General features: G+C 66.2%; 11 protein-coding genes. 4 read left to right on the forward strand and 7 right to left on the reverse strand.

Annotated elements, in window-relative coordinates:
- Nucleotides 1-51: 51 nt before the first annotated feature.
- Nucleotides 52-1,464 (reverse strand): M64 family metallopeptidase, encoded by a 1,413-nt coding sequence (locus IC234_RS05930; RefSeq protein WP_190922933.1) that lies wholly within the window; start codon nt 1,462-1,464, stop codon nt 52-54.
- Nucleotides 1,465-1,475: 11 nt separating this feature from the next.
- Nucleotides 1,476-1,973, reverse strand: coding sequence for a hypothetical protein (locus IC234_RS05935; protein WP_190922934.1), 498 nt, complete (start codon nt 1,971-1,973; stop codon nt 1,476-1,478).
- Nucleotides 1,974-2,207: 234 nt separating this feature from the next.
- On the opposite strand from IC234_RS05935, the gene IC234_RS05940 reads away from it, so the two are divergent.
- The 4 genes from IC234_RS05940 (at nt 2,208) to IC234_RS05955 (ending at nt 7,872) form a co-directional block, all read left to right on the forward strand.
- On the forward strand, nt 2,208-3,665 hold the full coding sequence (locus IC234_RS05940; protein WP_190922935.1) for a L,D-transpeptidase scaffold domain-containing protein: 1,458 nt from the start codon (nt 2,208-2,210) through the stop codon (nt 3,663-3,665).
- 61 nt (nt 3,666-3,726) lie between these two features.
- On the forward strand, nt 3,727-4,632 hold the full coding sequence (locus tag IC234_RS05945; RefSeq protein WP_190922936.1) for a LysR family transcriptional regulator: 906 nt from the start codon (nt 3,727-3,729) through the stop codon (nt 4,630-4,632).
- 63 nt (nt 4,633-4,695) lie between these two features.
- The gene (locus tag IC234_RS05950; protein WP_223827514.1) at nt 4,696-5,898 is read left to right on the forward strand and encodes a threonine synthase; all 1,203 of its coding nucleotides are present in this window, start codon (nt 4,696-4,698) and stop codon (nt 5,896-5,898) included.
- Nucleotides 5,899-6,015: 117 nt separating this feature from the next.
- On the forward strand, nt 6,016-7,872 hold the full coding sequence (locus tag IC234_RS05955; protein ID WP_190922937.1) for a polysaccharide deacetylase family protein: 1,857 nt from the start codon (nt 6,016-6,018) through the stop codon (nt 7,870-7,872).
- A 147-nt stretch (nt 7,873-8,019) separates the two neighbouring features.
- Here IC234_RS05955 and IC234_RS05960 read toward each other — a convergent pair whose 3' ends face one another.
- From IC234_RS05960 to IC234_RS05980, 5 genes are all read right to left on the reverse strand, one after another.
- Nucleotides 8,020-9,228 (reverse strand): tetratricopeptide repeat protein, encoded by a 1,209-nt coding sequence (locus IC234_RS05960; protein ID WP_190922938.1) that lies wholly within the window; start codon nt 9,226-9,228, stop codon nt 8,020-8,022.
- A gap of 130 nt (nt 9,229-9,358) precedes the next feature.
- Entirely contained in the window at nt 9,359-10,363 is a 1,005-nt protein-coding gene (locus IC234_RS05965; RefSeq protein ID WP_190922939.1) for a tetratricopeptide repeat protein, read from the reverse strand.
- Between the two features lie 57 nt (nt 10,364-10,420).
- Complete coding sequence (locus IC234_RS05970; RefSeq protein WP_190922940.1) at nt 10,421-11,488, reverse strand: tetratricopeptide repeat protein; 1,068 nt, start codon at nt 11,486-11,488, stop codon at nt 10,421-10,423.
- Nucleotides 11,489-11,531: 43 nt separating this feature from the next.
- A complete protein-coding gene (locus tag IC234_RS05975; protein WP_190922941.1) occupies nt 11,532-12,890 on the reverse strand; it encodes an ATP-binding protein in 1,359 nt (452 codons plus the stop codon).
- A 74-nt stretch (nt 12,891-12,964) separates the two neighbouring features.
- On the reverse strand, nt 12,965-13,231 hold the full coding sequence (locus IC234_RS05980) for a DUF167 domain-containing protein (RefSeq protein ID WP_190922942.1): 267 nt from the start codon (nt 13,229-13,231) through the stop codon (nt 12,965-12,967).
- Nucleotides 13,232-13,387: the final 156 nt, after the last annotated feature.

Raw genomic sequence — 13,387 nt, forward strand, 5'->3', positions numbered from 1 at the left:
GGAAGGTAGCAGAACGGTCGGAATAAGTAAGCCCTCAACGCCCCCCGTCCTTTATTCTTTTATGAGCTGCCGCGAAATCAGCACGCCGTCTACATTTATCAGCAACGTATAGGTGCCGGCGGCCCGCACGCCCAGGTCTTCGGGGCGCAGCTGGTACTGGTAGCGGCCGGGCGCTTGGCGGTTATAGCGCAGCGTTTTGATGGTGCGGCCGGCGGCGTCGTGCAGGGTGAGCACCACCGGCGCCGTGCGCGGCAGGGTGTAGTTCAGGTTCAGCAGGTCGCCCACCGGGTTGGGGTAAGTTTCCACCTCGTACTCGGCCGTGGCCGAGGCCATGCGCACGGCCGTAGCGGTGCGGTTGATAAACCAGTTCACGGTGTAGGTGTGCTGGGCGGCGTGGGTGCTGCGGCGGGTGAGGGCGGTGGTGTCCGTCACGGTGGCGCGCACCACGTGGCTGCCCACGGGCAGCTGGCTCAGGGCCACGTTGGCCGTGGTGGCGTTGCGGGCCCCGATGGCGGTGCCGTCCAGCGTCCAGGTCACTTTCAGGGTGTTGGGCAAGGGCTGGAGCAGCGTCAGCGCAAACGCCAGGTTCTGGGTGGGCGCGTTGATGTTAAGCGCGGTGGGGGAATACGCCTGCAGCGGCGAAACCAGGGTGTGAATTTTCTCCACGAACGCCTCGCGGCACACTGCGCAAAACGGGTAATTGGGGCCCAGGTATTGCATTTTGCAGCCGGCGTGGGGCTTCTTCCAACTGGGGTCGGTGGAGTGCGAGATGATGCCGATGCCGTTGAAGCCCATCCACGGGGCCCAGCGCACGGTGGTGGGGGAGGTGGTTTGGGTCATGTTGGCCGTTTCGCGGGCGTACTGCGGCCCGGCCCAGTACTCATCCGACAGGCCGGCGAACGAGTGGCCGATTTCGTGCACCATGATTTCGGTGGCGCTGGCGTTGGCCGAAGCCGTGGCCCAGGTGCCGCCCGAGCCGCCGTATTCGGCGTGGTTCACCAGCACAAACACCTGGTCGTAGCGCGGGAAACTACTGGCCAGCACCGTGCCAATGGCGGCATTGGCCTGCGGCACCAGCAGGCGGTGAATGCCCGCGTAGTCAAACGTGCTGTTGAAATAAGTACTGGCCGTGAAGGCCGGCGTGCTGGCGCAATCGGGCGCCGTGCGCGGGTGCGTGCTGCCGCTCTGCATCGACGGCACTTTGATGGCAAAGGCGTTGAAATACGGCCGATACTCCTGAAAAGGCGTTTGCCCGAAGAAGCTGGTCAGCACTTGGTTCACCCGGCTCAGAAACAGCGGCATCTCGCTGGCCTGGTAGCCATCGGGCACGAAAACCAGGTTGATGCGCTTCGTGAGCGGGCCGGTTTTTATCAACGTATCCACCGGGAAAGTCTGGGCGGCCAGCGGGGAGGTTAGGCCGGCACCAAGCAGCACCAGCAGCAAAAGGGTAGCGAGTTTCTTCATGGGGCAGGCGCTTAGGATTTGCGAGGAATGGGGATTTCGGTGAGCAGGTTGGTTTTGCCGTCCACCACTTCTTCGAGGCGGATGGCGGTGGCGGTGGGCCGCAGGGCCAGGCGCACAAATAGCTCGGCCGTGGGCACCACCACCTCGCTGCGCTGAAAGGTGCGCTGGTCGTCGGCCACGTGCTCCACGCTGCGCCGCAAGGGGTGCGCCACCCGCACCTGCGCCAGCGGCTGGCCCTGGCCGTTGAGCTGCGACACGCGCACGTTGTTGGGCACGTCGGCGTCGGGGTCCGGCGCTTTCAGGTCGCCGGGCACGGCCTGGGCCTGCAGCACCTGCACCTGGGTGCCGGCCGGGGCAGCCGTGAGGCGGCAGCTCAGAAACAGCAGCTGCGGGGCGGGGACGCTTGCTTCCGCCGCCACCGGCTGATATGCCGCCGCCGGCCGCCGGGCGCATCCCAGAAAGCCGGCCAGCAGCAGGCCACAGCCAATCATGCAGAACAAAGGGCGCATGGTGTAAATATAGACTTTAAATAATAGTCAGTTGGCTTATTTGCGCGGGCTCGCGGGCAATGCCTTATCGGGGCCAGGGCGCTTTTGGCGCGTTGAAGCTGGTTTGTGCACCGTGTGTACTGCTCCGGTATTGATTCTATTACAAATATTGTATAAATTGAATATAAACGCGCCGCTTTCCGCTTCAATCCGCAGGGCTTCTATGGTGAAAACCCCCCCTTACTCCGAGTGCTTATGCGACGACTAGGTTACTTGCTGTTGGCCTTGTTGCTGACGTTGGTAACCGCCGGCCCAGCCCGGCCGGTCGCGCCCGTTGCACCTGCCCGGCCACCGGCCGGAGGCAGCAGTAGCCGCGCGGCGTCCGACTCGTTGGCCGACCGCATTGAGGCCTTGTTGCTCGACACTGTAGCCACGCCCGGCCACCGCCTTCTGCAGTGGCACGACTTGCGCGGCACGCGCGACTTCTACCAGCGGCGGGCCGGCGCCCCGGCCTGGTGCGAAGCCTCCCGCCTCAACGCCCAGGGGCAAGCCGCCGTGGCCCTGCTGCTCGGCGCCGAGGACTACGGCTTGCAGCCGGTGAATTACCACGGCCCCGCGCTGCAGGCGCTGGCTTCGGCGCTGAATTCCCCCGTGCCTGCAGCCCGCCGCGCCGCCCTGCAGGCGCGCCTCGAAGTGCTGCTCACCGACGGCCTGCTGCGCTTTGCGCGCCACCTGCGCCGGGGCCAGCTGCGCGAGTTCACGCCGTCGCCGCTCGAAGCCGCCGATTCGGCGTTTGTGCCGGCGGCCTGGCTAGCCCGGGCCCTCGCCGCGCCCGATTTTGTGCCCGTCCTGCTGCGCTGCCAGCCCGCGCACCGCGAGTACCGGCAGCTGCAGCAGGCGCTGGCCCACTGGCGCCGGCAGCCCTGGGGGCGCGACTCGGCCCGCATCAGGCGCGCCCAGCAACTGGCCCTCACGCTGGAGCGCTGGCGCTGGCAGCCCATTGCCGATACCGGCTACGTGCTGGTCAACCTGCCGGCCTACACCCTGGAAGTGGTGCACCGCGACAGCGTGCTGCAAACCCACCGCCTCGTCATCGGCAAGCCCGAAAGCCCCACGCCCACGTTCAGCAGCCGCTTGCGGGTGTTCACGCTGGCGCCCGAGTGGCGCGTGCCCTACAGCATTGCCACGGAAGAGATTTTGCCCCGCCTGCGCCACAGCCCGCGTTATGCCGCGCGGCACCGGTTCCTGATTTATGACGCGCAGGGCCAGCCCGTAGACGCCACGGCCGTGGACTGGTGGGACGTGAACAAGAAGCGGTTTCGCTACACCATTCGGCAGCGTTCGGGGCCGGGCAACGCCCTGGGGTCGGTCATTTTTCGCTTTCCGAATCCCTACCAGGTTTACCTGCACGCCACCTACGACGCGCACGACTTCAAGCGGCCCTACCGCGCGCTGGGCCACGGCTGCATTCGCATGGAGCACCCGCTGCAGCTGGCGGCCTACCTGCTGCGCGACGCCGACAGCCTGCGGGCCACCCTGCCCACCGAGGCCGCGCTGGCCGCTGCGCCCGTGCCGCGCCGCATCACGGCCCCGCGCGCAATGCCGCTGCACGTGCGCTACGCCACCTGCGCGGTGGTGGCGGGCCGCCTGCGCTTCTACCCCGACGTGTACCAGCAGGACGAGGCCCTGCGGCGGCAACTTTTTGGGCGTTGAAGACGAGTTTACTGGGGTGGCCCGGGGCCATGTCTCTCGCACCCGTTAGCTTCGTTCCCTTATGCTCTCCCATCCGCACGAAGTTTTTCTCGAAGTGGCCCAGCGCCTCAGCTTCACCAAGGCCAGCCAGACCTTGTTCATCAGCCAGTCGGCGGTGAGCAAGCAGGTGAAGGCGCTGGAGGAGCACTACAAAACCGGCCTGTTTGAGCGCCTGGGCAGCAGCATTCAGCTCACCCCGGCCGGCCTCAAGCTCTACCAGAAATTGCTGCAGGCCAAGCAGCTGCAGCAGGAGCTGCACCAGGAAATGAGCGCGCTGAGCACCGACTTTGCGCCCAGCATGCATTTGCTCATCGGGGCCAGCACCACCATTTCGCTGTATGTGCTGCCGCCGGTGGTGTCGGCCTACCTGCGCCTGCACCCCAACCGCCAGCTCAGCCTCAAAAACCGCAATTCCGACAACATTCTGCGGGCCCTGCTCGACCACGAAATTGAGTTGGGCATCATCGAAGGCATTCACAAGGTGAGCCACGTGACGTACACGCCCCTGCTCACCGACGACGTGGTGGCCGTGTGCGCCGCCAACAACCCGCTCGAGCACCGCATCCTCGAAGTGCACGACCTGCTCAGCACGCCGCTGGCCCTGCGCGAGGCCGGCTCCGGCACCCTGGCCGTGCTGGAAGAAGCCCTGGCGCAGCACCGCATCAAGCTGGCCGCGCTGCCGGTGCGCGTGCGCCTGGGCGGCACCGAAGCCCTCAAAAACTTCGTGCGCGTCGACAACTGCCTGGCCTTCCTGCCCCGCCAGGCCGTGCTGAAGGAGTTGGCTTCGGGCGAGTTTTCGGAAGTGAAAATCAATAACTTTCCGCTCAAGCGGGAGTTCAATTTCATCCAGCGCAAAGGCACTGAGAACAACGCGCCGTACCGGGACTTCCTCCTTTTTACTAAGCGCTATTATTCCGGGAAGGCATAGGCTATTCCAAAAGCCCATCCCAAAAAGGCATACCCCGGCCGGGCCACTCCCGTACTTTGCCCCATGAAAATGGTGGCCCTCGAATCTCCTTCCCGCCTTAGCACCCTGCATTGCTCGGCGTGTGGCGCTGCTTACTCGGCGTTTGAATTGCAGCGCGTGTCGGCCTGCTGCAACGTGCCCCTGGTGGCCGATTACGACTTGTTTGAGCCGCTGGGCCGCGACATCATCGACCGGGCCGACCCTTCGATGTGGCGCTACGGCGCCCTGCTGCCCCTGCTCAACCCCGACCACAAGGTGACCCTGGGCGAGGGCTTCACCCCCCTGCTGCGCTTGCCGCGCTTGGCCGCGCGCCACGAGCTGTCCTCGCTTCTGCTGAAGGACGAGGGCCAAAATCCCACCGGTTCGTTTAAGGCGCGCGGCCTGAGCATGGCCGTGTCCAAGGCCAAAGAGCTGGGCGTGGACGGCTGCATCATCCCCACGGCCGGCAACGCCGGAGTGGCCATGGCCGCCTACTGTGCCCGCGCCGGCCTCAAGGCCGTGGTAGTGATGCCCCGCCACACGCCCCAGGCCTTCAAGGAAGAATGCTACTGGTACGGGGCCGAGGTGGAGCTGGTCGACGGCCTCATCAGCGACTGCGGCGCCCGGGTGCGCCAGCGCAACGCCGACGGTGCCCTGCTCGACATTTCGACCCTGAAAGAGCCTTACCGCCTCGAAGGCAAGAAAACCATGGGCTACGAAATTGCCGAGCAGCTCAACTGGAGCCTGCCCGACGTGCTGCTGTACCCCGCCGGCGGCGGCACCGGCCTCATCGGCATCTGGAAAGCGTTTCAGGAAATGAAGGCTCTGGGCTGGCTCGCGCCCGAAACCCGCCTGCCGCGCATGGTGGCCGTGCAAGCCAAAAACTGCTGCCCCCTGCTCGAAACCTACGCCGGCCGGCAGGCCAACTGCCACGCCTACCACGGCAGCCCCACGCTGGCCAACGGCTTGGCCGTGCCGCACCCCCTGGGCGAGGCCATGATGCTGCGCGTGCTGCGCGAATCGAACGGCACGGTGGTGAGCATCAGCGAAGAAGACATGCTGGCCGGCATGCGCGACCTGGGCCAGCAGGAAGGCCTTTTCGTGGCGCCCGAAGGCGCGGCCGTGTGGATGGCCGCCCGCAAGCTGCTCGGCACCGGCTGGCTGCACCCCGACGAAACCGTGCTGCTCCTGAACACCGGCAACGGCCAGAAATACATGGACAACGTGGCCGGCCGGGCATTCAACTAGCGGCCCGCATTGAGCGAAGAACGTCATGCAGCGCGCAGCAAAGCATGACCATGCCCTGTTCGGAGTTGGCGCAAAGGTATTGCCGGGCTACCCGCAGCCTGGCAATACCTTTGCGCCATGCGCATTCTCCACGTTCTTTCGGCTGAGTTTTTTGCGGGCTCCGTGGCCTATGCCGTGCAGCTGGCCGAAGCGCACCGTGCCCAGGGGCACCGCGTCTGGCTGGTATCGGACGCCGCCCAGCTGCCCACGGGCGCCACGCTGGTGCCGGCGCCCATCAGCAACCGCCGCTACGGCCAGCGCCTGCGCAATGCCCGGCTTATCCGCCGGCTCATTCAGGCCGAAGACATCCAGGTAGTGCACGCCCACTCGCGGGCGGCCAGCTGGGTGAGCCACCTGGCTCTGCGCGGCCTGAAAGTGCCGCTGGTGAGCACCGTGCACGGCCGCCAGCACTTGCACGCCTCCACTTCGCTTTTCGACATCTACGGCGACAAAGTCATTGCCATTTGCGGCAACCTGCGGGAACACCTGGTGGCCGAAGTGAAAATGGCTGCGGCTAAAATCGTGGAAATCCCCAACGGGGTGGCGTTTGGAAATGAAAAGGCGCCTGGCGTGGCGGTTTCATCGGCCACGGGTCCTCCCTCCGAGCTGAGAATCGCATTCATCGGGCGCTTCAACGGCGGCAAGGGCGAGCGGGCAGCGGCCCTGCTGCAGCAGGTGTTTCCGGTGCTGCTGCGCGAGCTGCCGGCGCTGCGCGTGGCGCTCATCGGCGGCGAGCTGGAGCACCTGCCCGAAGCCGGAAAAACAGCCCTGGCGCAGCTGCAGGCCGAGTTTGGTGAGCGGGTGGAAGTTGTTGGGTTCACCCGCGACGTGCCCGGCTGGCTGGCGCGCACTACGCTGGTCATCGGGGCGGGCCGGGTGGCCATAGAGGCGCTGGGCGCGGGCCGGGCGGTGCTGGCCCTGGGCGAAGCCACCTTCGAGGGCCTAGTGACTGAAGCCACGTTCGGCGCGGCCGCGGCTTCCAACTTTGGCGACATCTCGGCCCGGCAGGCACCGTCGGCGGTAGATTTTTCGGCGGTGCTGGCCGCGGCGTGGGGCTACCTGCAGGCGCCGCAGCCCGTGACAGCCGCCCTGCAGCAGCAGGTGCGGGCGCATTACGACCTGCCCACCGTGTCGGCTCGGGTGCTCGAAATCTATCAGGTGGCCCGTATGCGCAAAGCCGTTCCGGCCTTCATCCCGGTGCTGATGTACCACAAAATTCCGGACGCGCCGCTGGCCACCAAACACCAGATTTACGTCACCAAAGACAACTTTGCGAAGCACTTGGCTTATTTCAAGGCCCGTAAGCTCACGCCCATCACCTTCGCCGACTACCTCAGCTTTGCCGCCGGCGAGCGGCCGCTGAGCGAGTTTCCGGCCCGCCCCATCGTCCTCACCTTCGACGACGGCTACACGGACAACTACACCAACCTGCTGCCCCTCATGCAGCAGTACGGCTACCGCGGCGTGCTCTATCTGCTCGGCGACTTCGACGTGCGCTATAACCAATGGGACCTGGCCGCCGACCCCACCGAGCCGCGCTCCGACATCATGGACCGGGCGCAAAAAGAGGCCTTCGTGGCCGCGGGCTGGGAAATCGGGGCGCACACCATGTCGCACCCCCGCCTTACCACGCTGCCGCTGCCCGAAGCTGCGCAGGAGATAGCGCGTAGCAAAGCCGCCCTGGAAACCGCCCTGCACACCAGCGTCGTGAGCTTCGCCTATCCCTACGGCGACCTCAATGAGCCCGTGAAAGAAACGGTGCGCGCCGCCGGTTTCGCCCTGGGCGTAGCCACCGACACCGGCGGGCTCACCATTGAAGACGACCGCATGCAGGTGTTCCGCATCAACATGTTCCCGAACGAGTCGACCAGCAGCCTGTTCAAAAAAACGTCGGCCTGGTACCGCAAATACTACCGCTGGAAACGCGGCAAGTAATGTTTCATTTGAACGACGTAGGGGCGGGGCTTGCCCCCGCCCGGTCGGCAGAACCGATTCAACGATTCCGTTCAACGATTCTGTTTAATAACCGGGCGGGGGCAAGCCCCGCCCCTACGTCGTTCAACAGCCCCCTGCCCCCGGCCACTACCGCAGGGCAAAAACCCATGTGTAGGCCAGCGTACCAATGAGAAAGGCGCCGAACGCCACGCCGTCGCCGCCCAGGCCCAGTACTTCCAGCGCCACGCCTAGCACGCCCACCGCGGCCAGCCCTAAGCCAGCCCAGCGAGAGCGTTGCCAGGCCAGTGTGCCCGCCGGCAGCCGCCAGGTGCCCGCCAGCGGAAACAGCAGCCCCAGCGCCACCATGCCCAGCGTGCTGGTGCCCGGTACGGTTGGCGCCGCCAGCCGCCCGGCCAGTGCGCCCGCCGCCACCGCCAGCAAACCCAGAAACTGGTTGGAGTGCCGCGTCTGCCGCTCGCTCAGGGCCAGCCGGCCGTAGGCACTCACGCGCAGCAGGCTCTCAAAAATGACGTCGGCGAACCAACTCAGGAACACAAACAGCAGGTACACCGGCAGCAGCACCCGCACAAAGCGCACCACCACCCAGGCGCCCAGAAACAAGCCGCGCCGTGCGCCCTCGCTCAGCGTGCCCGACCAGTACACAAACCGCATGAACGTGCGGTACACCCAGTAGCGGGCCTTCAGCGCCTCCACCAGGCCCTCGCGGGCAAAGTCTGATTCGGGGTCGAGGCGTAGGGCTTCGCGGAAGTGCTCCAGGGCTTCTTTGGGGCGGTTGGTTTCGAGGGCCACCCAGCCGGCCTGGGCCTGGGTGGTGCTGCTACTGGCCGCATAGCTCAGGGCCGAGCGGGCGGCGGTGCCGGCTTCGTCGGGGCGGCCCTGGCGGGCCAGGGCGCGGGCGTGCAGGCCGTGTAGGCCCGCGTGCTCGGCGTCGAGGCCGAGGCCGGTTTGGGCGGCTTGCAGGGCGGCCTGCCACTGGCCGCTTTGCAGGCGCAGCTGGCCCAGTAGGTGGTAGTAGTCGGCGTCGTTGGGGTCGAGGGCCAGAGCGTCGTTGATGGCGGCTAGGGCCTCCTCGGACCGGTGTCGGCGGTTCTCAATCAGGGCCAGGGCGTAGAACGCGAAGTCGTATTCGGGCGCAAGGTGAATGGCCAACTCGGCTTCGGACTGCGCTTCGGCTAGCTGCTCCTGCTCCAGCAGGCACACGGCCAGTAGGGCGTGGGCCACCGGGTCGTGCGGGTCCTGCGCCAGTTGGCGGCGCAGCTCCTGGGCGGCGTGGGCGTGCCGGTGCTGGCTCAGCAGCAATTGCACGCGGGGGAGGTAGTCGGTAGCGTTTTCCAAACGAGTAGAAGGGTAGGGTGCCCGCGCGGCGGAGTGCCGGGGCCGGTCAGCAAGCTGAGTCGAATATAGCCTGCCTTGGGCAGTGGGGCCACGCGCCACGCCGCAACCAAGCCTCCGGAAACTCTGGTTTTTAGTCGTCGTCGTCGCGTTGCTCGTTCAGGTAGCGCGCAATGGCCAGCAAGCCGGACCCAACCATGATACCCGTCATCGCCGGCAAACCCAGCTGCACGCTGAGTGCGGTCAGTCCGATGACGCCGCCGATAATAGCCAGCACCACGCCCCACACTTTTAGTCGCCAGCGCCAGCGGCTATGCGGGTTTGGCGGAAGGGGGTGGCGGAACAAGGGGGCGCGCCTTGTGCGCCACCACGCCCGCGTTACCGCGCCCGTGCCCCTAATCCGGTGGAAGAGCATGCCCAGGCCAGGGTCGAGGCCCAGGGCGCGGCGTTCGGCGCCTTGGCGCTCGCTGCGCAAGAGCCACTCGGGCCACAACTGCTGGCGGCGGGCTTCCCGCAACAGCGGCACCAGCTCGGCCGCCAGGGCGGGGTTTTGGCGCAGCGCTTCGGTAAGATGGCGGTCGGCGGCAGCGGGCTGGTAGCGGTTGAACAGCACCCGGCCCAGGCGGGCGTGTACCAGGTCGCTTTCCGGGGCCACGCGCAGCAGGCGCTGGAAGTCATCGTCGGCCGCGGCCGGTTGGTCGAGGCATTCCTGAGCTAAGGCACGCCAGAGCAGGCAGTCGGCGTGTTCGGGCGCCAGCTGCAGGCCGTCTTCGGCGCAACTGATGGCCGCGTTGTAGCTGCGCTGTAAATAAAAAAGCTGGGCCCGAAACGCGTGGTAGCGAGGCTCCCGGTGGCTCAGGCGCAGGGCCTGGCGGAGGGAAATGTCGGCTCGGCGCAGCTTTCCCTGCATGCCCAATGCCTGCGCCAGCGCAAAGTGCGCCTCATGGGCGTTGGGCTCCGCCTGAATGGCCGTGGTGGCAGTGTACGCAGCTTCTTCCAGGCGCTGCTGCTGCCGGAGGGCTTCGGTTAGGGCCAGCAGGGTGGGCCAGTCGGCGGGGTCGGCGGCCAGGCGCTGCCGTGCGGCTGTTTCGGCCAGGGCGGGCCGGTGCAGCTCCAGCAGCTGCCAGATGCTAGCCAACGAAGGGAGGCTTTGCGGAGTAGGGTGCACGGAAAGGGCAGGCGGCAAGCCAGAAAGTTAGCGGTGTTGTCGCAGCAGGCTGCGGCCCAGAAAAAAGGCGATGATTGCGACCCCAGCAGGCGGGAGCTTCCATGCTACCGAAATCCAGCCCAGCAGGCCAATGAAGCCCACAAAAGCCAGCCATTTACCTGGCGAGGCTGTCGTCGCGCTTGCCAGAACATCCAGGTCCTCCTTGGTTCCGATAGCGGGAGCAGGCGGGCCGGGCTCACGCTGAAACAACGGGTCTTGCTTGGTTTTGGCATTGGCTACGGTCATGTAGTACCAGGCCACCGGCGCGCAAACAACGCGGACAAAAAAGCTCGGAACAGCAGACCAGCCTGCCAGGTAGGGGGCGCGTCCGTAATCGCCCAGGCGCAGTAGCTCCGGCGGCCAGCTTTCCCACCGCCGCGCCTGCCGGAGCAGGGGCACCAAGCTGGCGGCTTGCGTGGGCTCCAAGGCCAAGGCCTGGGCGAGGTGGGTGGCGGCAAGAGTGGCCTCGCCCCGACGCAGCAGAAGCTGGCCTATTGCGCGGTGTACGAGGCCACTGTTCGGGGCCACCGCCAGCAAACGCTCCCGGGCTGCGTCGGCGATGGGCAGATGGCCTTGTTGCTCCGCCGCCCGCATCAGCCACAACAGGCATTCGCCGTGCCGCGGGTGCAATGAAAGCCCGGATTCGGCCGCTGCCACCGCGTTGGCATATGCCTGAATGAGGAATTGCACCTGAGCTTGAAACGCGAAAAAATCGGCCTCATAAGGATTGAGCCGCAGCACTTCGCGCATGCCTTGGGCAGCCGTATGCAGGTTGCCGAGCTGCCCGTGCACCCGCGCCAGCGCAAAATGGCTGTCGGCGTTTTCGGGAGCCTGACCTACGGCGGTTTTAGCCTGGTCCAGTGCCCGCATAGCCTGTCCGTCCAAGAGCAGCGCGTCGACCAAGGCTAGCCGGGCACCAAGGTCGGTGGGTTGGCTGGCCAGGCGCACTTGGGCCAGCTCCATGGCCAGCCGCGGCCGGTTGAGCTTTAGCAGCAGCCAAATGCGCTGCATGCCGGGCAACCGCGCACTGAGTCGTTTTTTGGACGGGGTGTTCATGTCGAAATCGTCGTTGGCAGCCGGGCCAGTCCGGACTATTACATTACCCCGGCTTCTTCACCCCCAAATACACCAGAATGTCGTCGTACAGCCCGCCTTCGTTGGAGTACAGCGCGTAGTTGCGGGCCGTGGCAAACCACTCCTTGGTGCTGGGCTTCACCAGCTTGGCGGCGTCGAGCAGATGACTTTGCTCGATGGGCAGGGGGCGGCCGCTGCGCATGGAGGCGCGCAGGCACACGTCCACGGCGCCGTCTACCAGCGCCATCAGGTCGGCGCCGCTGAGGCCGGCGGTGCGGGCGGCCACGGCCGTGGTGTTCACGCCGGGCGCCAGCGGCTTGCCGCGCAGCAGGATGTCGAGGATGGCGGCGCGGGCCGGCTCGTCGGGCGGCGTCACCAGCGTGATGCGGTCGAAGCGGCCGGGGCGGCGGAAGGCGGGGTCGAGGTGCCATGGCGCATTGGTCGCGGCCATGATGAGCACGCCCTCGTTGGAGCGCGTGGCCCCGTCCAGCTCTTCCAGAAACTGGTTGATGACGGTGCGGCCCGCGCTCTGGCGCAGGTCGTGGCGGTTGGCGGCCAGGGCGTCCACTTCGTCGAAAAACAGCACGCACGGCGCCTGGCTACGGGCCAGCTCGAACAGCTGGTGCAGGTTTTTCTCGGAGTTGCCCAGCCACATGTCCAGAATGTCGGCAATGCCCACACTGATGAAGCTGGCCTGCACTTCGCCCGCCGTGGCGCGGGCTAGGTGGGTTTTGCCGCAGCCGGGCGGGCCGTAGAGCAGCAGCCCGCCGCCGCTGGCCTTGCCGTAGGCCTTGTACAAGTCCGGGAATTGCAGCGGATGAATGATTTTGAGGCGGATTTCGTCCTTCACCGCCTCCATGCCGCCAACGTCGGCGAAGTTAATTTTCGGCCGTTCCAGGCCCAGAAGCTTGTCCTGAGGGCTCGGTTCGTCCGCGTCGGGAGCGGGCGCGGGGCTGTAGCCGCTGGCGGGCACGCGGCGGGCGGGCGCGGCGGCTTCCAGGGCCTGGCCGAGGTCGCGGTCGGCCAGGCCGGGGTTGATTTCCAGTGCGTGGGCGTAGGCCTCGCGGGCTTCGGCGGGCTGGCCGGCGGCCAGCAGCAGGCGGGCGTGTAGCAGGTGGGCAGCGGCATTGTCGGCGTGCTTGTCCAGCAGTTCCTCTACTACCACGAAAGCGGCCGAATGCTTGTTGCTGGCAAAATAGGCCTCGGCCAGGCTCAGGCGCAAAGCGTCGTCGGTGGGGTGCTGGCGCAGGCCGTCGCGGCACAGGGTTTCGGCCTCCTGATGGCGGCCAGCGGCGTTGAGCTGGCGGGCCAGGTGCTGGCGCAGGGGCAGGTTATCGGGCGAAAATTGCAGGGCGTCGAGCAGCGGCTGTAGGTCGGCAGACATAGTGGTGGGCAAGGGCTGGGAAAATCGAGCCGGAAGTTAGCACCGGCCGCCGGCTGCCACACCTTCCCAAGTCCTCAGGCGGGCAGCTGCGCCAGCACCCGTTCCGCTTCTTCCTCGCTCATACCTTCAATTTCCACTTTCTTAAACGGGGCCGTGTGGCCGCTCAGCAGCGTCACGCGGCTTTTAGGCACGCCAAACGTGGCGGCCAGAAACGCCAGCAATACCGCGTTGGCCTGGCCTTCCTGGGGCGGCGCTTGCAGGCGCACGGTCAGGCTGCCATCAGCGGCGCGCAGCAGCTGGTTTTGCCGGGCATTGGGCTTGGCGCGCAGGTGCAGAATCATGGGTTGGCGAGTTGGCGGGGTAATGGTTTAACGAAATAAAGAACGTCATGCTGAGCGCAGTCGAAGCATCTCGCGTGTGGTAGTAACTCAATGAAATTGGTTTACTGCTGCACGCGAGATGCTTCGGCTGCGCTCAGTATGACGTTCTTTTTTACT

This window comes from Hymenobacter armeniacus (assembly GCF_014699055.1).
GTDB lineage: Bacteria > Bacteroidota > Bacteroidia > Cytophagales > Hymenobacteraceae > Hymenobacter > Hymenobacter armeniacus.